This is a genomic window from Aureimonas sp. AU40 (assembly GCF_001463785.1).
Taxonomy (GTDB): Bacteria; Pseudomonadota; Alphaproteobacteria; order Rhizobiales; family Rhizobiaceae; genus Aureimonas.
This window is the reverse complement of record NZ_BBWL01000054.1, coordinates 187,195-210,908: the sequence shown is the minus strand read 5'-3', so window position 1 is coordinate 210,908 and position 23,714 is coordinate 187,195. Positions and strand designations below refer to the sequence as shown.

General features: G+C 67.8%; 22 protein-coding genes. 21 read left to right on the top strand and 1 reads right to left on the bottom strand.

Annotated elements, in window-relative coordinates; translation table 11 throughout:
• Nucleotides 1-4 precede the first annotated feature (4 nt).
• The 13 genes from AUL32_RS22055 to AUL32_RS21995 all read left to right on the top strand — a co-directional run bounded on the left by AUL32_RS22055 (nt 5) and on the right by AUL32_RS21995 (nt 14,831).
• Complete coding sequence (locus AUL32_RS22055) at nt 5-778, top strand: enoyl-CoA hydratase-related protein (protein ID WP_062119975.1); 774 nt, start codon at nt 5-7, stop codon at nt 776-778.
• A 49-nt stretch (nt 779-827) separates the two neighbouring features.
• Complete coding sequence (locus tag AUL32_RS22050) at nt 828-1,904, top strand: enoyl-CoA hydratase/isomerase family protein (protein ID WP_062119973.1); 1,077 nt, start codon at nt 828-830, stop codon at nt 1,902-1,904.
• 120 nt (nt 1,905-2,024) lie between these two features.
• A complete protein-coding gene (locus AUL32_RS22045; RefSeq protein WP_062119971.1) occupies nt 2,025-3,080 on the top strand; it encodes a substrate-binding domain-containing protein in 1,056 nt (351 codons plus the stop codon).
• A 559-nt stretch (nt 3,081-3,639) separates the two neighbouring features.
• Nucleotides 3,640-4,632, top strand: a complete 993-nt coding sequence (locus AUL32_RS22040; RefSeq protein WP_062119970.1) for an iron ABC transporter substrate-binding protein — start codon at nt 3,640-3,642, stop codon at nt 4,630-4,632.
• Between the two features lie 55 nt (nt 4,633-4,687).
• Nucleotides 4,688-6,226: an ABC transporter permease gene (locus AUL32_RS22035; protein WP_244498016.1), complete on the top strand. Its 1,539-nt coding sequence runs from the start codon at nt 4,688-4,690 to the stop codon at nt 6,224-6,226.
• Nucleotides 6,223-7,272, top strand: a complete 1,050-nt coding sequence (locus AUL32_RS22030) for an ABC transporter ATP-binding protein (protein ID WP_062119964.1) — start codon at nt 6,223-6,225, stop codon at nt 7,270-7,272. Before AUL32_RS22035 ends, AUL32_RS22030 begins: the two co-directional genes overlap by 4 nt.
• Before the next feature lie 326 nt (nt 7,273-7,598).
• Nucleotides 7,599-9,128: an ABC transporter substrate-binding protein gene (locus tag AUL32_RS22025; protein ID WP_244493110.1), complete on the top strand. Its 1,530-nt coding sequence runs from the start codon at nt 7,599-7,601 to the stop codon at nt 9,126-9,128.
• A 75-nt stretch (nt 9,129-9,203) separates the two neighbouring features.
• On the top strand, nt 9,204-10,145 hold the full coding sequence (locus tag AUL32_RS22020) for an ABC transporter permease (RefSeq protein ID WP_062119962.1): 942 nt from the start codon (nt 9,204-9,206) through the stop codon (nt 10,143-10,145).
• On the top strand, nt 10,145-11,014 hold the full coding sequence (locus tag AUL32_RS22015) for an ABC transporter permease (protein ID WP_062119958.1): 870 nt from the start codon (nt 10,145-10,147) through the stop codon (nt 11,012-11,014). Before AUL32_RS22020 ends, AUL32_RS22015 begins: the two co-directional genes overlap by 1 nt.
• A gap of 3 nt (nt 11,015-11,017) precedes the next feature.
• Entirely contained in the window at nt 11,018-12,214 is a 1,197-nt protein-coding gene (locus AUL32_RS22010; protein ID WP_062119955.1) for an amidohydrolase/deacetylase family metallohydrolase, read from the top strand.
• On the top strand, nt 12,214-13,293 hold the full coding sequence (locus AUL32_RS22005) for an ABC transporter ATP-binding protein (RefSeq protein WP_082659993.1): 1,080 nt from the start codon (nt 12,214-12,216) through the stop codon (nt 13,291-13,293). Before AUL32_RS22010 ends, AUL32_RS22005 begins: the two co-directional genes overlap by 1 nt.
• Entirely contained in the window at nt 13,290-14,288 is a 999-nt protein-coding gene (locus AUL32_RS22000) for an ABC transporter ATP-binding protein (protein WP_061978851.1), read from the top strand. The genes AUL32_RS22005 and AUL32_RS22000 overlap by 4 nt, the downstream gene beginning before the upstream one ends.
• 51 nt (nt 14,289-14,339) lie before the next feature.
• Nucleotides 14,340-14,831 (top strand): RidA family protein, encoded by a 492-nt coding sequence (locus AUL32_RS21995; RefSeq protein WP_062119952.1) that lies wholly within the window; start codon nt 14,340-14,342, stop codon nt 14,829-14,831.
• A 35-nt stretch (nt 14,832-14,866) separates the two neighbouring features.
• Here AUL32_RS21995 and AUL32_RS21990 read toward each other — a convergent pair whose 3' ends face one another.
• The gene (locus AUL32_RS21990) at nt 14,867-15,694 is read right to left on the bottom strand and encodes an IclR family transcriptional regulator (protein WP_062119949.1); all 828 of its coding nucleotides are present in this window, start codon (nt 15,692-15,694) and stop codon (nt 14,867-14,869) included.
• Nucleotides 15,695-15,831: 137 nt separating this feature from the next.
• Here AUL32_RS21990 and AUL32_RS21985 point away from each other — a divergent pair, with 137 nt between their 5' ends.
• The 8 genes from AUL32_RS21985 (at nt 15,832) to AUL32_RS21950 (ending at nt 23,617) form a co-directional block, all read left to right on the top strand.
• A complete protein-coding gene (locus tag AUL32_RS21985) occupies nt 15,832-17,028 on the top strand; it encodes an aminotransferase class V-fold PLP-dependent enzyme (protein ID WP_062119946.1) in 1,197 nt (398 codons plus the stop codon).
• A 123-nt stretch (nt 17,029-17,151) separates the two neighbouring features.
• Entirely contained in the window at nt 17,152-17,559 is a 408-nt protein-coding gene (locus AUL32_RS21980) for a ribbon-helix-helix domain-containing protein (protein ID WP_082659991.1), read from the top strand.
• A gap of 313 nt (nt 17,560-17,872) precedes the next feature.
• Entirely contained in the window at nt 17,873-18,268 is a 396-nt protein-coding gene (locus AUL32_RS21975; RefSeq protein WP_062119942.1) for a VOC family protein, read from the top strand.
• 101 nt (nt 18,269-18,369) lie between these two features.
• Nucleotides 18,370-18,912, top strand: a complete 543-nt coding sequence (locus AUL32_RS21970; RefSeq protein ID WP_062119939.1) for a Twin-arginine translocation pathway signal — start codon at nt 18,370-18,372, stop codon at nt 18,910-18,912.
• A 102-nt stretch (nt 18,913-19,014) separates the two neighbouring features.
• Nucleotides 19,015-20,583, top strand: coding sequence for a GMC family oxidoreductase (locus AUL32_RS21965; protein WP_062119936.1), 1,569 nt, complete (start codon nt 19,015-19,017; stop codon nt 20,581-20,583).
• Nucleotides 20,584-20,781: 198 nt separating this feature from the next.
• Entirely contained in the window at nt 20,782-21,231 is a 450-nt protein-coding gene (locus AUL32_RS21960; RefSeq protein ID WP_062120134.1) for a pseudoazurin, read from the top strand.
• Between the two features lie 260 nt (nt 21,232-21,491).
• Nucleotides 21,492-22,502 (top strand): Gfo/Idh/MocA family protein, encoded by a 1,011-nt coding sequence (locus tag AUL32_RS21955; protein ID WP_062119933.1) that lies wholly within the window; start codon nt 21,492-21,494, stop codon nt 22,500-22,502.
• 14 nt (nt 22,503-22,516) lie between these two features.
• Nucleotides 22,517-23,617, top strand: coding sequence for a Gfo/Idh/MocA family protein (locus tag AUL32_RS21950; RefSeq protein ID WP_062119930.1), 1,101 nt, complete (start codon nt 22,517-22,519; stop codon nt 23,615-23,617).
• The last annotated feature ends 97 nt before the right edge of the window (nt 23,618-23,714 follow it).

The following is a 23,714-nucleotide window of genomic DNA, read 5'->3' as shown; positions in this document are numbered from 1 at the left end:
CCCCATGCCGGACTTGATCGACGTCAGCCGCGAGGGCCGGGTCGCCCTGATCCGCCTCAACCGCCCCGACCAGCTCAACGCCTTGAACACCGCGCTGGCGGGCGAGCTGGTGGAGGCGGTGGAAAGCCTCGACGCCGATCGCGGCATCGGCGCGGTGGTGGTGACGGGGTCCGAGCGCGCCTTCGCAGCCGGAGCGGATATTTCCGAGATGGCCGACAAGTCGGCCGAGGAGATGGTGGAGGCCGATTTCTTCGCCGTCTGGGATCGCTTCGCCCGCTGCCGCATCCCCAAGATCGCGGCCGTGAATGGCTATGCGCTGGGCGGCGGCTGCGAATTGATGATGATGTGCGACTTCGCCATTGCCGGCGAAGGGGCCAAGTTCGGCCAGCCCGAGGTGAAGCTCGGCGTCATCGCCGGCATGGGCGGCACGCAGCGCATGACCAAGCTGATCGGCCGCGCCCTGTCGATGGACCTGCATCTGACCGGGCGCATGATGGCGGCCGACGAGGCCTTGCGCGCGGGGCTCGTGGCGCGCGTGGTGCCGGACGCCGAGGTCCTGCCGGCGGCGATGGCGGCGGCAGCCGCGATCGCCGCCTATTCGCGCCCGGCCGTGCGTCTGGCGCGCGAGGCGGTGCTGCGCGCCGAGGACCTGCCGCTGGAACAGGGCATTCTCTACGAGCGGGCCGTGTTCCACCGCCTGTTCGGCACGCGCGACCAGCGCGAGGGCATGGCCGCCTTCGTGGAAAAGCGCCGCCCGAATTTCCATGACGGCGAATGACCCGTCCGGCCCGGCGCAAGACCCGTCCGGCAGGGCGCAAGGAGTCGAGATGAACGAGCCCGCCCCCGTTGTCACGTATACCGAGGGCGCGCTCGGGCGCATCCATCTCAACCGCCCGAAGGCTCTCAACAGCCTGACGCTGGAAATGGTGCGCCTGATCTCCGACGGACTGGACGCCTTGGAGGCGGACGGCGCGATCCGCCCGATCGCGCTCACGGGCGAGGGCGACCGGGCGCTTTGCGCGGGCGGCGACATCAAGATGATCTGGAGCCTGGGCCGCAGCGACCCGGCCGCCGCCATGGCCTTCTGGGCCGCCGAATATCGGCTCAACGCCCGCATCGCCCGGTTGCGAAAGCCCTGGGTCGCCTTGATGGACGGGATCTGCATGGGCGGCGGCGTCGGGCTTTCCGTTCATGGAAGCCACCGCGTCGTCACCGAGCGCACGCGCTTCGCCATGCCGGAAACCCGCATCGGCTATTTCCCCGATGTCGGCGGCACGTTCGCCTTGTCTCGCGCGCGCCAGAATCTCGGCCTGTGGATCGGCCTCACCGGGGCGACGATCGGCGCGGCGGACACGATCGCCGCGGGCCTTGCCGACGCGATGGTCCCGTCCGGACGCCTGCCCGCTCTGCTCGGCGATCTGGCGTTGGGGCGGTCGGCGGACGAGGCCCTCGCGGCCCATGCCGCCGACCCCGGCCCGTCGGAACTCGCGGCCCATGCCGGGCTGATCGAGGCGGCGTTCGGCGCGGGGCGCATGGCCGATGGAATCGCGGTGCTGCGCGAGGAGGGATCGGACTTCGCCCGCGCCACGCTCGCCCATCTCGAACGGGGATCTCCGACCAGCCACGTCCTGACGCTCCATCTCCTGCGCGCCGCCAAGGCCTCGCCCGATCTCGAAACCTGTCTCGACCGGGAATATGCCGCCGACGCGCTGATGCTGGCCGGGCACGACTTCTACGAGGGCGTGCGCGCGGCGGTGATCGACAAGGACGGCGCGCCCCGCTGGTCGCCCGCGCGCCTGGAAGAGGTGAACGAGGCCGCGCTCCTGGCCGCGCTTCGCCCGCTGCCCTCGCTTTTTGCCGACCTTGAAAGCGCAGCGCCCTTCGAACCCGGAGAGGCGAGATGAGACCGGAGCCGGCGTCCTTCGGCTGGACGGTGCGGACCGCTCGCGCGTTCCGATCGTGTCACGGGCGCAAAGGCGGTATATCGTTGCGTTAGGTTCAAGCGGAAGGACCGGTGGCAGGCGATGGCGCGGAGCGCTCTCAAGATCGGAATCCTGATTCCGCGAAGCGGACCGGCGGGCATCTGGGCGCCGTCCTGCGAGGCCAGCGCGCTTCTGGCGGCCAGCGAGATCAACGCGGCGGGCGGCATCCGGGGGCGGGAGGTCGAGCTGGTCCTGCGCGACACTGGCGCGAGCGACCGGAGCGCCGTCGATGCTGCCCTTGCGATCGTCGATCTCGACGCGGTCGACTGCATCGTCGCCATGGTGCCGAGTTCGGCGCGCCAGCCGATCCGAAACGCCACGCGCGGGCGCATTCCCTTCCTCTATACGCCGCAGTTCGAGGGGGCGGAAAGCGATCCCGGGATCATCACGATCGGCGAAACGGCCCAAGAGCTGCTGAAGCCCGGCATCGACTGGCTGGCCAGCGAAAAGCGCGCCTCGCGCTTCTTCCTGCTCGGCAACGACTATCTCTGGCCGCAGCGCTCCATGGCCGAGGCGCGGCGCCTGATCGGCGACGGCGGCGGCCACGTCGTCGGCGAGATGGAGGTGCCGTTCGGCCTGGAGGATCACGACCGCGTCCTCTCGCGCATCCGGCGCTCGAAGCCCCATGTCGTCCTGTCCTGGCTCTTGGGGCACGAGGCGATCCTGTTCAACCGCGCCTTCGCCGCCTCGGGGCTGGCGGCGGGCATCCTGCGCTTCAGCACCGCGATCGACGAGACGATCCTCTACGGCATAGGGGCGGACTGCACGGAGAATCTCTATGTCTCCTCGGCCTATTTCTCCAACCTTCGGTCCCGCAACAACGATGCGTTCCTGGAGAAGTACCATCAGCAGTTCGGCACGAGCCCCGCGCCGCCCAACGCCTTCGGGGAATCCCTTTACGAGGGGGTCCATTGCCTGAGCGGCCTCGCGGAGGCGGCGGACAGCCTTCGCTCAAGCGACATCGTGCGCAAACTCGGCCGCTCCGCGCAGAAGCGCACCGCGCGCGGTTTCGAAACCAACGTGGCGACGGGCAATCGGCACCCCATCCACATCGCTGCCGTGGACGGGTTCGACTTCCGCGTGATCGCCAACAGATAGTCCCTCGCGGGCCTCACGATGCGAGGACGCAGGACATGGCGAACGCCCTCGGCCGCCCGAGCCCGTTCGGATTATGAGCGAACCCGTTCCCGAAGCAGAAAAGTCAGCTTCTCCCTCCGCCAAGATCCGGGGTCTGGCGGGTATGATCTCTGCGACAGCCGAATCGGCGGGCTGTCTTTAAAGACGGTCTCCGCCTGTTCCAGCTCTCCGTCCGCCAGAAAAGTGTCTGGCGATCGCTCCGGTCCTCAAGGGGCCTCGCCGAATTTCCAAACGGGTTCCGAGCGTTAAGTCTTGCCGAGAAGAGATAAGCGATCGTGATTACTGCTTTGTGATAGCCGGGCCGATTGCGGCGGCCGCCGAAAATTGAAAGGAAAAGTCATGTTTCGCCGCGCAAGTTGGAACAGGTCTAAATCGCTCGACTGACGCGTTTTCGTCTTGATCTGCTTCGCCGGCATCCGACTGTTCGTCGCTCTTTCCGGACTCGTTTCATTGGAAGCGGAAAGATGGAGGGCGATCATCTTGGTTTATCGCGATCCGTTCGACGTTCGGAGTTGATCCCATGAAGACCCTTCTCCTCTCCGGCCTTGCCGGCCTTTCCCTCTGTCTCGCGGCGGGAACGGCTGCGGCCGCCGACCTGACGATCTATTCCGGGCGGGGCGAGGCCTTCGTCGCGCCGGTGATCGAGATGTTCGAGACCGAAAGCGGTCTCGACGTCGAGGTTCGCTATGCCGGCACGGCGGAACTGGCCGCCCTCCTGCAGGAGGAGGGCGCGAAGTCGCCGGCGGATCTGTTCTGGGCGCAGGACGGCGGCGCGCTCGGCGCGACCGACAAGCTCTTCGCCAAGATGCCGGCCCATGTCGGCCAGAACCAGCCCGAGCACTTCAAGAGCGCGGACGGCAAGTGGATCGGCACCAGCGCCCGCGCGCGCGTCATCGTCCACTCGCCGGAGCGGGCGCCCGCCGACACGCTGCCGAAAAGCGTTCTCGGCCTCACCGACGCCGCCTGGAAGGGCCGTGTGGGCTGGGCGCCCAGCAACGGCTCGTTCCAGTCCTTCGTGACGGCGCTGCGCGTCAAGGAGGGCGAGGAGGCCGCCAAGGCGTGGGTGGACGGCATGGTCGCCAACGGGGCCAAGGCCTATCGCAACAATGTCGCCCTGGTTCAGGCCATCGCCGATGGCGAGATCGATGCGGCGTTGACCAACAACTACTATCTCGGCCGCTTCAAGGGGCGGGACGACAAGTTCCCGGTGGAGCAGCGCTTCTTCGCCGATGGTGACATCGGCAATCTCCTGAACGTCGCGGGCGTCGGCATTCTGGAGACGAGCGACTCCAAGGAAGCCGCCGAGCGTTTCGCCGCCTTCCTGCTGACGCCCGCTGTTCAGCAATACTTCACCTCCAGCGGCAACGAATATCCCGTCATCAAGGGCGTCATCCCCAACGCCACTTTGGCGAGCGTCGCCACCGTGGAGACGGCCGCGCCGAACGTGCCGCTCGATCAACTCTCCGATCTGCCGGGCACGCTGGAGCTTCTTCGGTCCGCCAACCTCCTGTGAGCCTCCGCTGACCGCTTTGGCCCCTTTCTGGCGCGCCGATGCGGCGCGTCCGCCCTTGGCCCTGCTCGCTCCCGCGCTTCTCGTGGGGGCGGGCATGCTCGTGCCTTTCGTCTATCTCCTGGCCCGCGCGGCCGAGGCCGACGCCGGGACGCTGGCTGCTCTCGTCCTGCGTTGGCGCACGCTGGAGCTCTTCGGCAACACGCTGAAGCTCGCCGCCTGCGTCGCCGCGCTCGGCACGCTGATCGCCCTGCCGCTCGCCTGGATCACGGTGCGGACCGACCTGCCGGCCCGTCGCCTGATCGGCTATCTCGCGGTGATGCCGCTGGCGGTGCCGGGCTATGTCATGGCCTATGCGCTGATCGGCCTGTCCGGCTATTACGGCCCGCTCAACCATGTCTTCGGCCTGACCCTGCCGCGCCTCCAAGGCCTGCCCGGCGCGACGCTGGCGCTCTCGCTCTATACGTTCCCCTATCTCTATCTGAACCTTCGGGCGGCGCTCCTCGGCCTCGACCCCAGCCTGGAGGAAACGGCGCGCTCGCTCGGCCGCTCGCGCGCCAACGCGTTCCGCACCGTGACGCTGCCCCATCTGCGACCGGCCCTCCTGTCGGGCTGGCTGGTGATGACGCTCTATGTGCTGGGCGATTTCGGCGGGGTGGCGCTGATGCGCTACGAGACCTTCTCCTTCGCCATCTACAACCAATATGCCGGCGCCTTCGACCGGGTCTACGCCGCCTGCCTGTCGCTGATGCTGATGGGGCTGGCCGGCGCGATCCTGTTGGGAGAAGTCTGGCTGTCGCGCGGGCGGCGCTTCGGGCGCACGGGAACCGGCGTGCCCCGCGCGGCCGAGCCGGTGCCGCTCGGCCGCTGGCGCTGGCCGGCGCTCCTCTTCTGCGGGCTGGTGCAACTCGCCTCGCTCGGCCTGCCGTTTTTCGTGATCCTCTTCTGGCTCGGCCGCGCGCCCGCCGAGATCGACTGGCCGGCGCTGGGCATGGTGGCGGGGCGGACAGTCTTGGCGGCGCTGCCCTCCGCGCTTCTGGCCACGCTTCTGGCGCTGCCCGTCGCGCTTCTGGCGGCGCGCCATCGCGGCCCGCTCGCCGCGCTCGCGGAGCGCCTCAGCTATTTCGGCTATGCCGTGCCCCCGCTCGCCTTCGCACTCGCCGCCGTGTTCTTCGCCCTTTCGGCCGCGCCCTTTCTCTACCAGACGCTGCCGCTTCTGATGCTGGCCTATGCCTTTTCGTTTCTGGCGCTGGCCGTGGGGCCGGTCCGCAGCGCGCTCCTCCAGATGGGGCAGAGGCCGGAGGAAGCGGCGCGTTCGCTCGGCCGGGGGCCGCTGTCCGCCTTTGCCGGGGCGACGCTCCCGCGCCTCGCCCGGCCGCTGGTGGCGGGCGGGCTCCTCCTCTTCATCGTCGTGGTGAAGGAACTGCCCATCACCTACCTTCTCGCGCCCACGGGCTACACCACCCTGTCCATGACCATCTTCTCGCGCACCAACGAAGGCATGCTCCTGGAAGCCGCTCCCTACGCTCTCGTCACGATCCTGTTCTCCAGCCTTTTCGTCGGCCTGATCATGCGCCACGAGGGAGGGCGGCATTGACGACGGCTCCAGACGCGCCGCTGCTCCAGGTGCGCGGGCTCGCGCGTCGGTTCGGCGCGGTGGCCGCCGTGCGCGAGGTCGGGTTCGATCTCCAGCCCGGCGAAATCCTGGCGCTGATCGGCCCGTCCGGCTGCGGCAAGTCCACGACGCTGCGCATGATCGCCGGCTTCGAGCCGCCGGACGCGGGCGAGATCCACCTGCGCGGCCGCCGGATCGAAGGGCTCGCGCCGGAGCGGCGCGGCATCGGCATCGTGTTTCAGGACTATGCGCTGTTTCCGCATCTGACGGTGGCGGGGAATGTCGGCTTCGCCATGCCCCAGGTGCCGCGCGCCCGCCGCGCGGCGGAGGCGAGGCCCTTCGTCGAGATGGTCGGCCTGTCCGGCTTCGAGAGCCGCTTTCCCGACCAGCTGTCCGGCGGCCAGCAGCAGCGCGTGGCGCTCGCCCGCGCCTTCGCGGCCCGGCCGGACGCGATCCTTCTCGACGAGCCCTTTTCCAATCTCGACGCGGCCCTGCGCCAAACGACGCGCCGCGAAATCCGCTCGCTTCTGAAGGCGAGCGGCGTCGGCGCCGTCTTCGTCACGCACGATCAGGAGGAGGCCCTGTCCTTCGCCGATCGGGTCTGCGTGATGCGCGAGGGGCGCATCGAGCAGATCGGCACGCCGGACGAGGTCTACGACCGGCCCGCCACGGGGTTCGTCGCTTCGTTTCTGGGGCGAACCAATCTCGTGCGCGCCCATGCGAGGGGCGGTGAGGTGGAAACGCCCTTCGGCCGGGCGGCTCTTCGCGGAACGGCGGATGGGGAGGTCCTCCTGTCGATCCGCCCCGAGCATATCCGGCTGACGGCCGCCACGAGCGAGGCCCTCTCGGCGCTCGTCGTGGAACGCGAGTTCAAGGGCCACGACGCGACGCTCTGGGTGGCGACGCCGGACGGCGCGCAGCATCTCGTCCACGCGCCCCACGGCTCTCCATTTCGCGTGGGGGATCGCGTGGCCTTCGAACTGGCCGTCGCCGACCTCGTTCCCCTGGCGCCGGACAGCGAAGCCTAGCGTCCGGTCTCGCCTCTCCGAACCGTTCATGGCTGGCTCATCCGAGCCCGGCCTAGCGCGCTTTGACGGCTACCGTCTTTTCGGCGGACCGATCACCCCGTGCCGGGGACAAGGGTCCGACTCTGCTCAACTGCCAACCATTCTTTCGATAGACTTCGACAGCGGCGCCTCGTTGCTTGCGACCCGCTCGCCGGTCGCGGCCCGTTGCCGTGCGCTTCGCTTCGCTCGACTCGAATTGACGTGCGCCGGATTGACCACCCGCTTCCGATGCGCTTAGATCGTTATTGGAGAATGTATTATCTAATAATGTAATACAGGATGGCGCGATGAAACTCTGGATGACCGCAGGCCTTATGGTGGCGACCGCCATCGTCTCCTACCCGGCTTTGGCGGCCGAACCGGTGCGCGGCGGCGTGATCGACGTCGCGACGATCGGCGAGCCGCCGACGCTGGACCCGATGGCCTCCACCGCCGATCTCGTGGGCATCGTCTCGCAGCATATTTTCGAGACGCTCTATACGTTCGGCGCGGATTGGACCGTGGTGCCGCTTCTTGCGGAAAGCCTGCCAGAGGTCTCGGCCGATGGGCGCACCTACACGATCAAGCTTCGCCAGGGCGTGACCTTCCACGACGGGTCCACGATGGACTCGGCCGACGTTCTCGCCTCGCTCAAGCGATGGGAGACGGTGGCCTCGCGCGGCCAGCAGGCGGCCAAGATCATCACCTCGATCGAGGCGCCGGACGCCTCCACCATCCGCATCGTCCTGAACGAGCCCTACGCGCCGCTCCTGTCGCTGCTGGCCTTCAACAACGCCGCCGCGATCATCCTGCCGGAAGAGAACGTCGCGGTGCCGATGGAAAAGATCGTCGGCACCGGCCCCTATATGCTGAAGGAGCGCAAGCCCGACCAGTATATCCAGCTGACGCGCTTCGACGGATATCATTCCCGCGAGGACGCATCGAACGGCTATGGCGGCGCGCGGCATCAATATCTCGACGAAATCCGCTTCGTGCCCGTGCCCGATCCCAACACGCGCGTCGAAGGGGCCGTCGCCGGCCAGTTCGCCTATGTGGATTCGATTCCCGTGGAGTCGGTCGGGCGCCTGTCGTCGGGCAAGTCCGAGGCGGTGACGTTGAAGCCCTTCGGCTGGCCGGTGTTCATCATGAACACCAAGGAAGGGCTGATGTCGGACGTCGCCAAGCGGCGGGCGGTGCTGACCGCGCTCAACCCCGAAGACATGCTCATCGCCGGGTTCGGCTCCACCGACTTCTTTGCCGTCGACGGCGCGCTCTATCCCGATGGATATAGCTGGCACAACGAGGAGGGCGTCTCGGCCTATGGGATCGGCGATCCCGAAAAGGCCGCCGCGGCCCTGAAGGAGGCCGGCTACGACGGCACGACGCCGCTGCGCATCCTGACCAGCCGGCAATACGAGTTCCACTACAAGATGGCCGAGGTCGCCGCCGAGTATCTGAAGCTTGCCGGCTTCCCCGTGCAGCTCGACGTCGTGGACTGGGCGACGCTGACGCAGCGCCGCCAGGACCCCAAGCTCTGGGACATCTACATCACCCACTCGCCCTTCCTGCCCGAGCCCGCGCTGATCGGCGTGATGCAGGACACCTCGCCCGGCTGGTGGGCCAGCGAGGCCAAGAGCGCGGCCCTGAAGGCCTTCAACTCCGAGGCCGACCCGGCCAAGCGGGCGGAGCTCTTCAAGGCGGTCCAGAAGGTCTTCTACGACGAGGTGCCCGCCTTCAAGGTCGGCGACTTCAACGCCGTCGCCGCCAAGTCGCCGGCGCTGAACGGGGTCACGCCGGCGCCCTGGCCCTATTTCTGGAACGCCTCGCTGGCGCAATAGACCTTCGCCGCTCCTCGGCCCGGACGCGGGGTGCGCTCAAGCGCCCCGTGCTTCCCGCCCAATCGGACGGAACCGATGATTACCACCATCGCCAACCGCATCTTCGGCATGCTCGTCGTCATGCTCATCGTCGTCACGATCGTCTTCGTGATCGTGCGCGTGACGCCGGGCGATCCCGCCGCCGTGATGCTCGGCCCCGACGCCAATGCCGCCGACATCGCCGCGCTGCGCACCCAGCTCGGGCTCGACCGGCCCATTCTCGTGCAATACGGCCAGTACATCTTCGATGTCGCGCGGGGCGATTTCGGGCAGTCGATCTTTCTCGGCCAGCCCGTTCTTTCGGCCCTGGCGGACCGGGCGGAGCCGACCTTCTTCCTGACGCTCTTCTCGCTCGCCATCGCGGTGGCCATCGCCCTGCCGATCGGCATTCTCTCGGCCTATCGGCGGGGCTCGCTGTTCGATCAGGCCGCGACGACGCTCGCCATGCTGGCGGCCAGCATTCCCAGCTTCTGGCTGGGCCTCCTGATGATCCAGTTCTTCGCCGTGAAACTCGGCTGGTTTCCGACCTCGGGCTATGGCGGGCCGGGGACGAACCTCGCCGAGCGCCTGCACCATCTCGTTCTACCCGCCTTCGCGCTCGGCATCGTCTCCTCCGCCCTCATCATCCGCTTCACCCGCGCCTCGATGCTCGACGTGCTCGGCGACGACTATGTGCGCACCGCGCGCTCCAAGGGCATGAGCGAGCGCCGCGTCGTGCTTCGCCATGCCCTGAAGAACGCGCTGATTCCGATCCTCACGATCATCGGTCTGACGGCGGCCCTGCTCATCTCGGGCGCGGTGGTGACGGAAACGGTCTTCTCGCTGCCGGGAGTCGGCAACCTCGTCGTCAACGCGGTTTTGAGGCGCGACTATCCCGTGATCCAGGGCGCGCTGCTCGTGGTGGCCGGGCTCTATGTCCTCATCAATTTCGGGATCGACATGCTCTATATCCTCGTCGACCCCCGGGTGCGCTACTGATGGCCGCCGCTTCCATGGCCGTGTCCGGGCCGGCGGGCGGTCAGTTCCTGCGCGCGCTTCTGCGGCGCAAGCCCGTGGTCGCCGGCCTCGCGGTGCTGCTGGTGATCGTGGCTCTGGCGGTCTTCGCGCCGATGCTCTCGCCCTATTCGCCGTCGAAACTCTCGCTCGTGAACCGGCTGAAGCCGCCGTCCCCGGTCAATCTGCTGGGCACCGACGATTTCGGGCGAGACGTCTTCACGCGGGCGGCGATCGCGGGTCGGCTGTCGCTTCTGGTCGGCCTGTCGGTCGTGGCGGTGTCCTGCCTCCTCGGGGTCACGCTCGGGCTTCTCGCCGGCTTCTTCCGCCGGCTCGACGCGCCGCTCGCCCGGCTGATCGACGCGATGATGGCCTTTCCCGACATTCTCCTCGCCATCTCGCTGGTGGCGGCCCTCGGCCCCTCCGTCGTGAATGTCGTGATCGCGCTCGGCATCGTCTACGCGCCCCGGCTCGCCCGCGTGGTGCGGGCCTCCACGCTGGTGATCCGCGAACTGCCCTATGTCGAGGCGGCGCGCGCGCTCGGCGTTTCCACCCCCCGCATCATGGTCCGCCACGTTCTGCGCAATCTTCTCTCGCCGATCCTCGTGCAGGGCACCTTCATCTTCGCCAGCGCCATGCTGGCCGAGGCGGGGCTCTCGTTCCTGGGCGTCGGCGTTTCGCCCAGCGTGCCGACCTGGGGAACGATGATCGCGCAAGGGCGCCAATATCTCGACCAGGCGCCCTGGATTCTCTTCTTCCCCGGCCTTGCCATCGTTCTCGCCGTCCTGTCGCTGCAACTCGTCGGCGACGGGCTGCGCGATCTTCTCGACCCACGCCTCGCCAAGGATATCTGATCCGTGGACACTCAGCCCATTCTCATCCGCAATGTCCGCCCCGTCGGCTTCGTGCCGGGCGCCGCGCCCGGCGCGGCGACCGACATCCTGATCGGCGCGGACGGCCGCATCCAGTCCGTCGGCCCCGCGCTGCTTCCCGCGCCCGCCGCGCGGATCGTGGAGGGCGGCGGCGCCTACGTCTCGCCCGGCTGGACGGATCTTCACGCCCATGTCTGGCACGGCGGCACCGACATCTCGATCCGACCCCAGCTCGCGGGCCTGGAGCGCGGCGTCACGACCATCGTGGATGCCGGCTCGGCGGGCGAGGCGACCTTCCACGGGTTTCGCGAATACATCATCGAGCCGGCGGCCGAGCGGATCCTCGCCTTCCTCAACATCGGCTCGATCGGCCTCGTCGCCTGCAACCGCGTCTCGGAACTCATCGACATCCGCTCGATCGACATCGACCGGACGATCGCGGTGGTGGAGGCGAACCGCGACCTCATCGTCGGCATCAAGTGCCGGGCGAGCCACGTCATCCTCGGTTCCTGGGGCATCACGCCGGTGAAGGTGGCCAAGAAGGTCGCCAAGATCCTGAAACTGCCGATGATGATCCATGTCGGCGAGCCGCCGCCGACCTATGACGAGGTGCTGGAGCTGCTGCGGCCGGGCGACATCATCACCCATTGCTTCAACGGCAAGGCCGGCGGCTCGATCATCGAGGACGAGGACCTGTGGGACCTCGTGACCAAATGCGCCGACCAGGGCATCCGCCTCGATGTCGGCCATGGCGGGGCGTCCTTCTCCTTCAAGGTGGCGGAGATCGCCATCCAGCGCGGCCTTCTGCCCTTCTCCATCTCGACGGATCTGCACGACCATTCGCTGAACGGCCCGGTGTGGGACATGGCGACCACCATGTCGAAGCTCCTGTCGGTCGGCATGCCCTTCGAAGCGGTGGTGACGGCCTCGACCACGGCGCCCATGTCGGCGGTCAAACTGCCGACCGACGATCTCCTGGGGCTGGGCAAGACGGCCGAACTCACCGTCTTCGATCTCGTGGACAGCGATCTTTCGGTGCAGGACAGCCAAGGGGCGACGGCCAAGCTCCATAAGATGTTCGAGCCGCGCTGGGCCGTGCGGGGCGCCACGCTGGTTCGCGCCTCGCGCCACATGCCCAAGGAAGGGTCGGCCAAGGTCTGCACCTGCGGGGCGCACGGCTGATGGCTCGGGCCGGCGGCATCCTGGCGGGTCTCGGGGCAGGCGATCGGGCAGGCGGCGAGACGGGGGCCGATCTTGCCCCCGACATCGTCCTGTCCGTGCGCGATCTGCAGACGCATTTCGTGTCGCGCCGCCAGACCGCCAAGTCCGTCGACGGCGTCACCTTCGATCTCCGGCGCGGCGAAACGGTCGCGGTAGTCGGCGAGTCCGGCTCGGGCAAGTCGGTCACCAGCCTGTCGATCATGCGCCTTCTCGCCGACCCCGGCCGCATCGTCGCCGGCGAGATCCTGTATCGCGACCGGGGGGGCCGGGTGCGCGATCTCGCCCGCGCCGGCCTGCGCGAGATGCGGGCCCTTCGGGGCACCGAGATCGCGATGATCTTCCAGGAGCCGATGACGAGCCTCAACCCGCTCTTCACGGTGGGCGACCAGATCGCCGAGATGATCATGCTGCACGAGCGGATCGACCGGCGCGCCGCGCTGGATCGCGCCGGGGAGATGCTGGAACTGGTGGAGATTCCGGCGGCGCGCCGACGCGTCAACGACTACCCCCACCATATGTCGGGCGGCATGCGCCAGCGCGTGATGATCGCGCTCGCGCTCGCCAACAAGCCCTCGCTGCTGATCGCCGACGAGCCGACCACGGCGCTCGACGTCACGATCCAGGCGCAGATCCTCGATCTCCTGCGCCGGCTGCAGCGCGAGATGGGCATGAGCATTCTCTTCATCACGCACAATCTCGGCGTCGTCGCCGAGATCGCGCGGGAGGTGGTGGTCATGTATGCCGGGCGCGTGGTGGAGCAGGCGCCGGTGCGCGATCTCTTCGCGCGTCCGCGCCACCCCTACACGGAAGGGCTCCTGGCCTGCACGCCGAACGCCGCGCGCGACATCGGCCCCGACGGCCAGCGCCGCCCGCTTCTGCCGATCCCGGGAAGCGTTCCGCCGATCACCGCGCTGCCGCCCGGCTGCACCTATGCGCCGCGCTGCGCCTATGCCGTGCCGGGCTGCACGTTGAGCGTTCCTCCGCTCTTCACCGTCGCCCCCGGCCATCTCAGCCGATGCCTGAGGACGGACCTCCTATGAGCCATGCGCAGACGCTTCAACCCGCCGCCGAGACGCTGCTTTCGGTCGAGAACCTCACCACCCATTTCGCGCTCTCGCACGGAACCGTGCGCGCCGTGGACGGGGTGTCCTTCACCGTCCGGCGCGGCAGCATCGTCGGGCTGGTGGGCGAGTCCGGCTCGGGCAAGACCACGGTCGGGCGCTCCATCCTGCGGCTGATCGAGCCGACCGGCGGCCGCGCCGTCTTCGACGGGCGCAACCTTCTGGACCTTTCGCCGAAGGAAATGCGGGCGCATCGTCGCCGGCTGCAGATCATCTTCCAGGACCCCTACTCCTCGCTGAACCCGCGCATGCGGGTGGGGGCGATCCTCGCAGAAGCGCTGGACACGCACGGGCTCGCCAAGGGCGCGGCGCGCCAGCCGCGCATCGCCGAACTCCTGACCCGCGTCGGCCTGTCGCCCGACCACGCGCAGCGCTTTCCCCACGAGTTTTCCGGCGGCCAGCGCCAGCGGATCGGCATCGCGCGGGCGCTGGCGGTGGAGCCGGACCTCATCGTCGCCGACGAACCGGTTTCGGCGCTCGACGTCTCGGTCCAGGCGCAGATCCTCAACCTGATGCAGGATCTCCAGCGCGCCTTTGGGCTCACCATGATCTTCATCGCCCATGATCTGTCGGTGGTGGAATATCTCTGCGACGAGGTCGTGGTGATGTATCTGGGCAAGGTCATGGAGCGCGGGCCGAGCCGCGAGGTCTATGCCCGGCCGCGCCACCCCTACACCAAGGCGCTGATCGCCACTGCCCCGGTGCCAGATCCGACGATCGAGCGCGAGCGGGTAATCCTCAAGGGCGACATTCCGAGCCCGATGAACCCGCCGTCCGGCTGCGTCTTCCGCACCCGCTGCCCGGAGGCGGCGGAGATCTGCGCCGCCGCCGTGCCGCCGGAGGAGGAGGTCGGGCCGGGCCATTTCACGGCCTGCCTGCGCCAGGACGAGCTCGTCCGCGCCGGCCGCCTCTGACCCGCTCTCGCGCCCGTTTCCCTCCCTTGAACATCGCTGGAACCCTGGCTCATGTCCATTCTTCAGCCGGCCCGCGCCGGACCGACCGCCCCCTATGAACGGCTCGCCGCGCTCGGCATCACCCTGCCGCCCGCCCCGCCGCCGATCGCCAATTTCGTGACCCATGTGGTGGAGGGCCGGCTTCTCTACCTGTCGGGCCAGGGCCCGCGCGAGATCGACGGTTATCTTCACAAGGGCAAGGTGGGATCGGACGTCTCGGTCGAGGAAGCCTATGGCCATGCGCGGCTGACGGGCATCAACCTTCTCTCCGTCATGCAGGACGCGCTCGGCGATCTCGGCCGCGTCCGGCGCATCGTGAAGCTTCTCGGCATGGTCAACGCGGAGGCCGATTTCGACGATCACCCCTCGATCATCAACGGCTGCTCGGACCTGATGATCGCGGTGTTCGGCGACGCCGGGCGCCACGCGCGCTCGGCCGTCGGGCTCGGCTCCCTGCCGGGCCGGATCACCGTCGAGATCGAGGCGATCGTGGCGATCGACTGACCCAACACATGCCCAACCCGATGCCGACCGGCGCCCTAGCCCTCCCGCCCGCTCCAGCCCAGGCGCCCCTCGATGCGCCGAGCGGACTGGCGCACCGCCTCCGTGTAGCGCTCGCGTGCCTCCGCCACCTTGAAGTCGGGCAGCACAACGGAGATCGTGGCCGTGCAGGAGCCCTTGGGATCGAGGATCGGCGCGGCGACGCAGGCTACCGAATAGGCGGATTCGCCGGCCTGGATCGACAGCCGGTCGGCCAGCGCCTCGGCCGAGCGGATCGCCAGCGTCTCGGGGTTCAGCTCCGCCCGGCCGGTGGGGGAAACCTTGGCGCAGCGGCGGAAGATCTCGACCCGTTCTGCCTGGGGCAGGTGGCCGACCAGCAGCCGGCCCGACGCCACCCAGTTGAGCGGCACGCGCGAGCCGACGCGCGAGGTGACCTGGAAATGGTCCCGCCCCTCCGCCATGGCCAGCACCACCATCATGTCCTCGTCGCGCCCGCAGATCTGGATCGTCTCGCCCAGCTGCCGGTTGAGATCGATCATCTCCTCCTTGGCGATCGCCATCAGATCGATCGAGCGCTCGTAGGCGAGGCCGTAATGGTAGAGGCGCGGCCCGAGCCAGACCGTGCCGCCTTCGCCGCGCACGAGAAGGCCCTTCTCCACCAGATCGTCGACGATCGTATAGATGGTGGAAAGCGGCGCCTTCACCGAATGGGCGAGGTCGTAGGCCGTCGCCGGGCGTCCGGTGTCGCGCAGCTGGTCGAAGATCTGCAGCGCGCGGTCGATGCCGCTGACGCGCGAGCGCCGGGCCGCGCCCGCCTCCTCCTGCGCTCCGCCGTCCTTGGCCGGGGCGATCGCTCCTCTTGCCATTGTCGTCTCATCCGATCGAGGCCTGCTGATCCGGCCCCGACCATACCCATCCGGCCCGGCCGTTGAAACCACCCCGGCTCAAAGCCCCAAACGAAACCCCGGACCGAACCGCGAACCAAACCCAAGGACCACACCGCATGAACGACGACATTCGCATTCGCCTCGGCCTGCGCCCTGTCATCAACGTCTCGGGGACGATGACCTCGCTCGGTGCCTCGATCGTCGTGCCGCAGGCGGTGGAAGCCGTGACGGCGGCGCTGCCGCAATTCATCGAGATCGGCGCTCTTCAGAAGCTGGCGAGTCGCACGATCAGCCGGCTGACGGGCGGCGAGGCCGGGTTCGTCACGGCCTCCTGCGCCGCCGCGATCACGCTCGCGGTCGCGGGCGCCATGACGGGAGACGATCTCGCGGCGATCGAGCGCCTGCCGCAGACCGACCGCCTCGCGCGCGACGAGGTCCTGATCCAGGCCGGGCACATGGTCGGCTATGGCTCGCCGGTGGAGCAGGGCGTGCGCCTGTCCGGCGCCAAGGTCGTGCCGGTCGGGCAGGCGACCAGCGTCATGGCCTATCAGATGGAAGGCGCCATCACGGAGCGCACGGCCGCCGCGCTCTTCGTCGTCTCGCATCACACCGTTCAGGTCGGCCAGATGGGGCTTGCCGAGTTTGTGGAGGTCGCCCATGCGCGCGGCGTGCCGGTGATCGTGGACGCTGCGTCGGAATACGACCTGCGCCGCTTTCTCGAAGCCGGGGCCGATCTCGTGCTCTACTCCTCGCACAAGTTCCTCGGCGGGCCGACGGGCGGCATCGTGGCCGGGCGCCGCGATCTCGTTCGCGCCGCCTATTTCCAGAACAACGGCATCGGCCGGGGCATGAAGGTCGGGAAGGAAGGGATCGTCGGCACGATCGCCGCGCTGGAAGCCTGGGAGGTCCGCGATCACGCCGGCATTCGCGCTCGCGAGAGCGAGGCGCTGAATGTCTGGCAGCGCACGCTGGCGGACTTTGCGGGGGTGGAGGCCGCGATCGATCCCGATCCGACCGACAATCCGCTCGACCGGCTGAAGGTCCACGTGAACCCGGCGGAGGCGCATATCACGGCCTGGGACCTCGCCGACGCGCTGGCCAGCAACGACACGCACCCGGTCATCGTGCGCGATCACGAGGTCGAGCACGGGCATTTCTATCTCGACCCCTGCAACCTTCATCCCGGCCAGGCGGAGATCGTTGCGGAGCGCCTGCGGGAGGAACTCGACATCGCGCGCCGCTCCAACGATATCATCAGCAGCGATTTCGCGGCCCGTCGCAAGCGCCGGGCCATCAACAACTGGCCGGACTGACGGCTCGCCGCGGAGGCCTCTCGGCGGGAAGGGGGCTTGTCGCCGGACGCCCGCGCGCGGAAGATCGTCCGGGATATCGGGCCGTCGGTATGGGAGAGGGCGGCTTCAGCGGGAGGAAGAGCCATGTGCAGGTTGTTCGTCGGCGCGAGCGCCGACTTGTGGGAAAGCCAGACCCGGTCCATCCGCATGGACGGCATGGTGACGAGCGTCCGGCTGGAGAAGATGTTCTGGACGGTGCTCGAAGAGATCGCCGAAAAGGACGACCTCAACATCCCGCAGCTTCTTCACCAGCTCTACAACGAGTCGATCGACGAGGGGCACGATCTCGGAAACTTCACCTCGTTTCTGCGCGTCTGCTGCCTTCGCTTTCTCAACCTGCAGCTGCAAGGGTTGATCCCGCGCGGGAAGGGCGAGACGCGAGCGGCGGAGGACATCCTGGCCCTCGAAGCGGAGGCCAACCGGCGGCGCGAGATGAAGCGGGCCGCCGTGCCGGTGCCCGTTCCCCGCAAGAGCCAAAAATACATGCTGTGATCGCATCGGCGCCCTCGAACGGGAGAGGGCGTCGGCTTCCATCGCAATAGCCGGCATCTGCCGATCGGACCCTGCTCGATTGAGCTCGGGGGACGCGCCCGCGCGAGCCGACCGAGAGTTCTCGAACCTTGCAAAAGGGGCACGACCGGGCGGGCCGAAATCCTGCTGCAAGCTGTCTCGAGCCGCGCTCGCCGCACGATTTTCCATCGCCGTGCGCCCTGTCCTAACCCCTTACTACCCCTTGCCTCCGCAATCGTCTTAAGAATCATTCCAAAGCTGATTTGGCAGCTGACGGACCGGTTGGGGGCGAGGCTTGGCGAGACTCATTCATTCCATGATCCGCGTTCTCGAAGAGGAACGCTCAAGGGCTTTCTACGAGACGGCCTTCGGCCTCGCCGTGGCCGATCGGATCGATTTCGACAGCTTCACGCTGATCTACATGAAGAACGCGGAAAGCGGTTTCGAACTGGAGCTGACGGTCAACAAGGGCCAGTCCGGGCCCTACGACCTCGGCACCGGCTATGGCCATCTCGCCGTGTCCGTCGAGGCGCTGGAGGCCGAGCACGCGCGGCTGAAAGCGGCCGGCCTCGCGCCCAAGGACATCAAGGAGTTGAAGACGCCGGGCGGAAACGCCGCGCGCTTCTTCTTCATCGAAGATCCCGACGGCTACAAGATCGAGGTTTTGGAACGGAGCTGGCGCTTCCGATAAGGCATGCCGCCGCGAAAACACGCGGAGGGCCAAGGGGATAGGTCACCGTTCCGGGCTGGGAGGCACGAGGGGCGGCGGCCGGGTCAAGATGGGAGGAACGAATGACGACGCAGTCCATCGCTGCGGCGGGCCTGTCCCGCCGTGTCTTCTTGAGGGGAGCCGGCACGACGCTGCTGGCCATGACGATCCTGCCGAGCGGGCTCGTGCAGGGCCGCGCCTGGGCTCAGATGCCCAAGGCCACCAAGCCGGAGACCTTCGCCTCGTTGGTCCAGATGTCGCGCGACTGCTACCCGCACGACCGGATCGAGGACAAGCACTACGCCACCGCCGTCGAGATCCTGGACGAGGCCGCGCGCGGCTCGCCCGACCAGCTGACCCTTCTGGAAGACGGCATGGCCGCGCTGAACCGCGCCGCCGCCAGCGCTCATGGCGCACCCTATGCCCGCGTGGCGGCCGAGGCGGACCGGGTGGCGCTGCTGAAAGCCATCGAGCCTTCGCCCTTCTTCCAGAAGGTTCGCGGCAATCTCGTGGTCGGCCTCTACAACCAGAAGGATCTCTGGCCCCTCTTCGGCTACGAGGGCTCCTCCTTCGACAAGGGCGGCTATCTCGAACGCGGCTTCAACGACATAGACTGGCTGGCCTGACCCGCCGCACGCAGCGTTTCAACCCGATGGAGAGGCCCCGGGCACGCCGACGCTTCGCGCCAAGACGAAGCGCGTTCGCGATGGGGCGGGAGGCAAGCAATCATGGCAGCACCTTATGACCTCGACGACGGCAGCGTCTTCGTCATCGTGGGTTCGGGCGCGGGCGGCGGCACGCTCGGCACGCAGCTCGCGCTGAAAGGCATCGACACCGTCATCCTGGAAGCGGGAAAGCGGCACGAGACCTGGGACTTCATCAACGACGAGTGGGACTCGTTCAGCCAGCTCGCCTGGACCGACAAGCGCATGACGTCGGGAAGCTGGGACATCTCGCGCACCTTTCCCAACCTGCCGGCCTGGATCGTGAAATCGGTCGGCGGCTCCACCGTGCACTGGGCGGGCGCCTCGCTGCGCTTCCAGGAGCACGAGTTCAAGACCCGCACCCATTACGGCGAGATGGCAGGCGCCAATCTCCTGGACTGGCCGATCGACCTGAAGGAGATGGAGCCCTGGTACGCCGAGGCGGAAAACCGCATGGGCGTGACGCGCACCAACGGCATTCCCGGCCTGCCCGGCAACAACAACTTCAAGGTGCTGGAAGCGGGCGCCAAGAAGATCGGCTACAAGGAAGTCCACACCGGCCGCATGGCCATCAATTCCGAGCCGCGCGACGACCGGGGCTCTTGCATGCAGCTCGGCTTCTGCTTCCAGGGCTGCAAGTCGGGCGCCAAATGGTCGACGCTCGTGGCCGAAATCCCGAAGGGCGAAGCGACGGGCAAGCTGGAAGTGCGGCCGGAATGCCAGGTCCTGCGCATCGAGCACGACGCGGCGGGCAAGGTGACGGGCGTCGTCTATGCCGACGCCAACGGCGTGGAGCAGCGGCAGAAGGCGCGGGCGGTCGCCGTCGCGGGCAATTCGATCGAGAGCCCGCGCCTCCTTCTCAACTCGCAGTCCAGCCTCTTCAAGGACGGGCTCGCCAATTCTTCCGGTCAGGTCGGGCGCAACTACATGCGCCACACGACAGGCTCGGTCTACGGCGTGTTCGACAAGCCCGTCCACATGTATCGCGGCACGACCATGGCCGGGATCGTGCGCGACGAGGCGCATCACGACACCAAGCGGGGCTTTGCCGGCGGCTACGAGTTCGAGACGCTGTCGCTCGGTCTGCCCTTCATGGCCGCCTTTCTCGACCCGCAGAAATGGGGCCGCGACTTTTCCAGCGCGCTCGACAACTACCAGAACCTCGCCGGGCTCTGGATCGTGGGCGAGGACATGCCGCGCGAGGACAACCGCATCACCCTGGCGGAGGAGAAGGACGCCTTCGGCATGCCCGTCGCCTCCGTCCATTTCGACGATCACGAGAACGACACGGCGATGCGCGCCCACGCCTACAAACAGGGCTCCGCGATCTACGAGGCTGTGGGCGCGCTGCGCACCATCCACACCCCGCCCTATCCCTCGACCCACAATCTCGGCACCAACCGCATGAGCGAGAAGGCGAGCGACGGCGTCGTCAACCGGTTCGGCCAGACGCACGACATCTCCAACCTTTTCGTCTCGGACGGCTCGCAGTTCACCACCGGCGCGGCGGAGAACCCGACCCTGACGATCGTCGCGCTGGCTCTGCGACAGGCCGATCACATCGCCGGTCGCATGTCGCGCGGCGAACTCTGACGCCAGCCGGCGCGTGGCGATCCCGCGCCGGTCTCCATCCCCCGGCCTTCGAACCGACGTGAGGCGGTTCGAAGGCTCTCGGCCTCTTTATCCCAGGCAAAGCCTGTCCGCTTTGCCTGGGAAATGCTTCAAGCTCCGGCGTCCTTCTCCCCGGATGCGCCCGCCTTCTTTCCCTTGATCCAACGCGGACAGCTCGACATGCTGAACAGATCCCATCTTCGCCTCGTCCTCGCCGCCGGTCTCCTCGCTTTCGCCTCGGGCGCGGAGGCGGCGGACCATGTGGTGAAGATGCTGAATATCGGCGCCAAGGGCGCGATGGTCTTCGAGCCGGACTTCGTGCGCGCCGAGCCCAGCGACACCGTGACCTTCGTTCCGACACAGCCCGGCCACAACGCCGAGTCCGTCAAGGACATCTGGCCGGAGGGCGTCGAGCCCTTCAAGAGCGGCTTCAACAAGCCCTACACGCTGACCGTCGGCCCAGAGGGGCTCTACGGCATCAAGTGCACGCCGCATTACGGCATGGGCATGGTGGCGCTGGTGGTGGTGGGCAAGCCCGCCAAGCTGGACGCGGCGCGAGCCGTGAAGCACCCCGGCAAAGCCCAGGCCACCTTCGCCGCGCTGCTGGACGAAGCCGCCAAGACGCCGTAGGCGCGAAGCCGCGCCGGCTTGCATAGGGACGTGACGGCCGCTGCTCTCGGTGGCGCGAAGCCGCTCGGCTTCATCGCGCTGTAGGGCGAGCGTCTCTGGTCTTACCAGCGTTCTGGCTCGTTCCGGATGTCGTTCGGTAAACTGTCCGAAAGCCCGCCCGGCGGCGCCTTGACAAGCACTCCCTCCCTGTATCGGGTCTGACCGGGGTCGCGCACTGGGAGCATTTGCGCGGCGATCCGTGACGGGAGGGGCAGTCGGACATGCTGAGATTCGCAGCCATTGGCATCGACCACGGGCATATTTTCGATCACATCAAGGGCCTGATCGCGGCGGGCTGCGAGTTCGCCGGCTACTGCCCCAAGACCACCGCGCCGGGCGTCCTGGCGGCGATCGAGGCCGACTATCCCGGCGCCCCGAAGGTGGACCGCGAGACGCTCTTCGCCGATCCCACGATCGACATCATCTGCATCGCCGCGATCCCTTCCGACCGGGCGGGCCTTGCCGTGCGCGCCATGGAGGCGGGCAAGGACGTGATGACCGACAAGCCCGGTGTCACCACCTTCGACCAGCTGGACGAGGTGCGGCGCACGGCCGAGCGCACCGGGCGCATCTTCTCCGTCTGCTTCACCGAGCGCCACAGCGTGCGCTCCGCCGTCAAGGCCGGGCAACTCGTGCGCGAGGGGGCCATCGGCAAGGTGGTGCAGACCATGGGCATGGGGCCGCACCGGCTGCAGCTTGCCACGCGGTCGGACTGGTTTTTCGATCCCGACCGGTTCGGCGGCATCATCGTGGACATCGCCTCGCACCAGATCGACCAGTTCCTGTTCTACACCGGCTCGGACACGGCCGAGGTGGTGGCGAGCACGATCGGCAATTTCGCCATGCCCGACCGCCCGCGCTTCGAGGACTATGGCGACATCACGCTGCGCTCCGACAAGGCCTCGGGCTTCGTGCGGGTGGACTGGTACACGCCCGACGCGCTCGGCACCTGGGGCGACGGGCGGCTGACGATTCTGGGCACCGAAGGCTATATCGAGCTTCGCAAATATATCGACATTTCGGGCCGACCGGGGAAGGACCACCTCTTCCTCGTGAACGGCACGACGAACACCCACATCGACTGTAGCGGGGAAAAGCTGATCTATTTCGAGGCCTTTGCTGAAGACGTGCGCGCGCGCACCGAGACGGCCATGCGGCAGGCCCATGTCTACGAGGTCTGCCGCCTGTCGCTGGAAGCGCAGGCGAAGGCCGTGCGCATCGGCAATCGTTGAAGGAGGGGCGGGACATGAGCCGGAAACTGCGCGTCGGCGTCGTCGGAGCTGGGATCGCCGAACGGCATCTGGCCGGCTACGGCTGGAACAAGGACCTGTTCGAGGTGCCCGTCCTGTGTTCGCTGGACGAAGGGCGCGGCCGCGATCTCTGCGCGAAATACGAGATTGCCGACTACACGCAGGATGTCGAGACGCTTCTTCGGCGCGACGATCTCGACATCATCGACATCTGCACGCCGCCGGATTCGCATTTCGACCTGTGCCGCCGGGCGATCGAGGCGGGCAAGCATGTCGTCTGCGAGAAGCCGCTCTTCGGCTCGGTCGCGGAGGTGGACGAGATGGCCGCCATCGTCGCGCGCGCGAACGGCCCCAAGCTCATGCCGATCTTCCAGTATCGCTACGGCACGGGCCTTCAGAAGCTGAAGCTCCTGATCGAGAAGGGGCTGACGGGCCGGCCCTTCCTCACCACGATCGAGACGCATTGGTGGCGCGGGCCGGACTATTACGAGGTGCCCTGGCGCGGCAAGTGGCGGTCGGAGCTGGGTGGCGGCCTGCTCGGCCACGCCATCCACGCGCATGACATGCTCAACTACGTCCATGGCGACTGCGCCGATGTCTTCGCCTATGGCGCGACGCTGGTGAACCCGATCGAGGTGGAGGACACCGCCGCGCTTTCGGTGCGCATGAAGAACGGCTCGCTGGCCAGCCTTTCCATGACGCTCGGCTCGCGCCGGGAAATCTCGCGCCTGCGCTTCTGCTTTCACGACCTTGTCGCCGAAAGCATTCTGGAGCCCTACACGATGGGGCGCGATCCCTGGAGCTTCGTCGCGGGAACGCCCGAGCATCAGGCGCGCGTCGACGCCGCGCTGGCGGGCTACGAGGGGCGGGAGGACGGCTATACCCGGCAGTTCGAGCTCTTCCACGCGGCGATCCTCTCCGGGGCGGAGCCTCCCGTGACCCTGCAGGACGCGCGCAACTCGCTCGAGCTCGTGACCGCCGCCTACGCCTCGCAGCGAAGCGGGCACCCGACGGTGCTTCCCATCACCGCCGATCATCCGCTCTACCGCTCCTGGCTTCCCGAGGAGGCGAGGACGCCAGAGCGCATAGTGTCGTGATGCATCACTGATCGAGGCGAACGCGACGAACCCGCGCTGGCGCATGTCCTCGGGGCGAGAGCTTGCGGACAAGCTGGAAATCAGCCGTTGCGCGCCG

Coding starts and splice junctions, on each gene's coding strand:
- AUL32_RS21985 (WP_062119946.1), top strand. CDS start 15,832: ATGAACGACGACATTCGCATTCGCCTCGGCCTGCGCCCTGTCATCAAC.
- AUL32_RS21950 (WP_062119930.1), top strand. CDS start 22,517: ATGAGCCGGAAACTGCGCGTCGGCGTCGTCGGAGCTGGGATCGCCGAA.
- AUL32_RS22045 (WP_062119971.1), top strand. CDS start 2,025: ATGGCGCGGAGCGCTCTCAAGATCGGAATCCTGATTCCGCGAAGCGGA.
- AUL32_RS21955 (WP_062119933.1), top strand. CDS start 21,492: ATGCTGAGATTCGCAGCCATTGGCATCGACCACGGGCATATTTTCGAT.
- AUL32_RS22025 (WP_244493110.1), top strand. CDS start 7,599: ATGAAACTCTGGATGACCGCAGGCCTTATGGTGGCGACCGCCATCGTC.
- AUL32_RS22040 (WP_062119970.1), top strand. CDS start 3,640: ATGAAGACCCTTCTCCTCTCCGGCCTTGCCGGCCTTTCCCTCTGTCTC.
- AUL32_RS21960 (WP_062120134.1), top strand. CDS start 20,782: ATGCTGAACAGATCCCATCTTCGCCTCGTCCTCGCCGCCGGTCTCCTC.
- AUL32_RS21990 (WP_062119949.1), bottom strand. CDS start 15,694: ATGGCAAGAGGAGCGATCGCCCCGGCCAAGGACGGCGGAGCGCAGGAG.
- AUL32_RS22020 (WP_062119962.1), top strand. CDS start 9,204: ATGATTACCACCATCGCCAACCGCATCTTCGGCATGCTCGTCGTCATG.
- AUL32_RS22050 (WP_062119973.1), top strand. CDS start 828: ATGAACGAGCCCGCCCCCGTTGTCACGTATACCGAGGGCGCGCTCGGG.
- AUL32_RS21965 (WP_062119936.1), top strand. CDS start 19,015: ATGGCAGCACCTTATGACCTCGACGACGGCAGCGTCTTCGTCATCGTG.
- AUL32_RS22055 (WP_062119975.1), top strand. CDS start 5: ATGCCGGACTTGATCGACGTCAGCCGCGAGGGCCGGGTCGCCCTGATC.
- AUL32_RS22000 (WP_061978851.1), top strand. CDS start 13,290: ATGAGCCATGCGCAGACGCTTCAACCCGCCGCCGAGACGCTGCTTTCG.
- AUL32_RS21995 (WP_062119952.1), top strand. CDS start 14,340: ATGTCCATTCTTCAGCCGGCCCGCGCCGGACCGACCGCCCCCTATGAA.
- AUL32_RS21970 (WP_062119939.1), top strand. CDS start 18,370: ATGACGACGCAGTCCATCGCTGCGGCGGGCCTGTCCCGCCGTGTCTTC.
- AUL32_RS22015 (WP_062119958.1), top strand. CDS start 10,145: ATGGCCGCCGCTTCCATGGCCGTGTCCGGGCCGGCGGGCGGTCAGTTC.
- AUL32_RS22005 (WP_082659993.1), top strand. CDS start 12,214: ATGGCTCGGGCCGGCGGCATCCTGGCGGGTCTCGGGGCAGGCGATCGG.
- AUL32_RS21980 (WP_082659991.1), top strand. CDS start 17,152: ATGTGCAGGTTGTTCGTCGGCGCGAGCGCCGACTTGTGGGAAAGCCAG.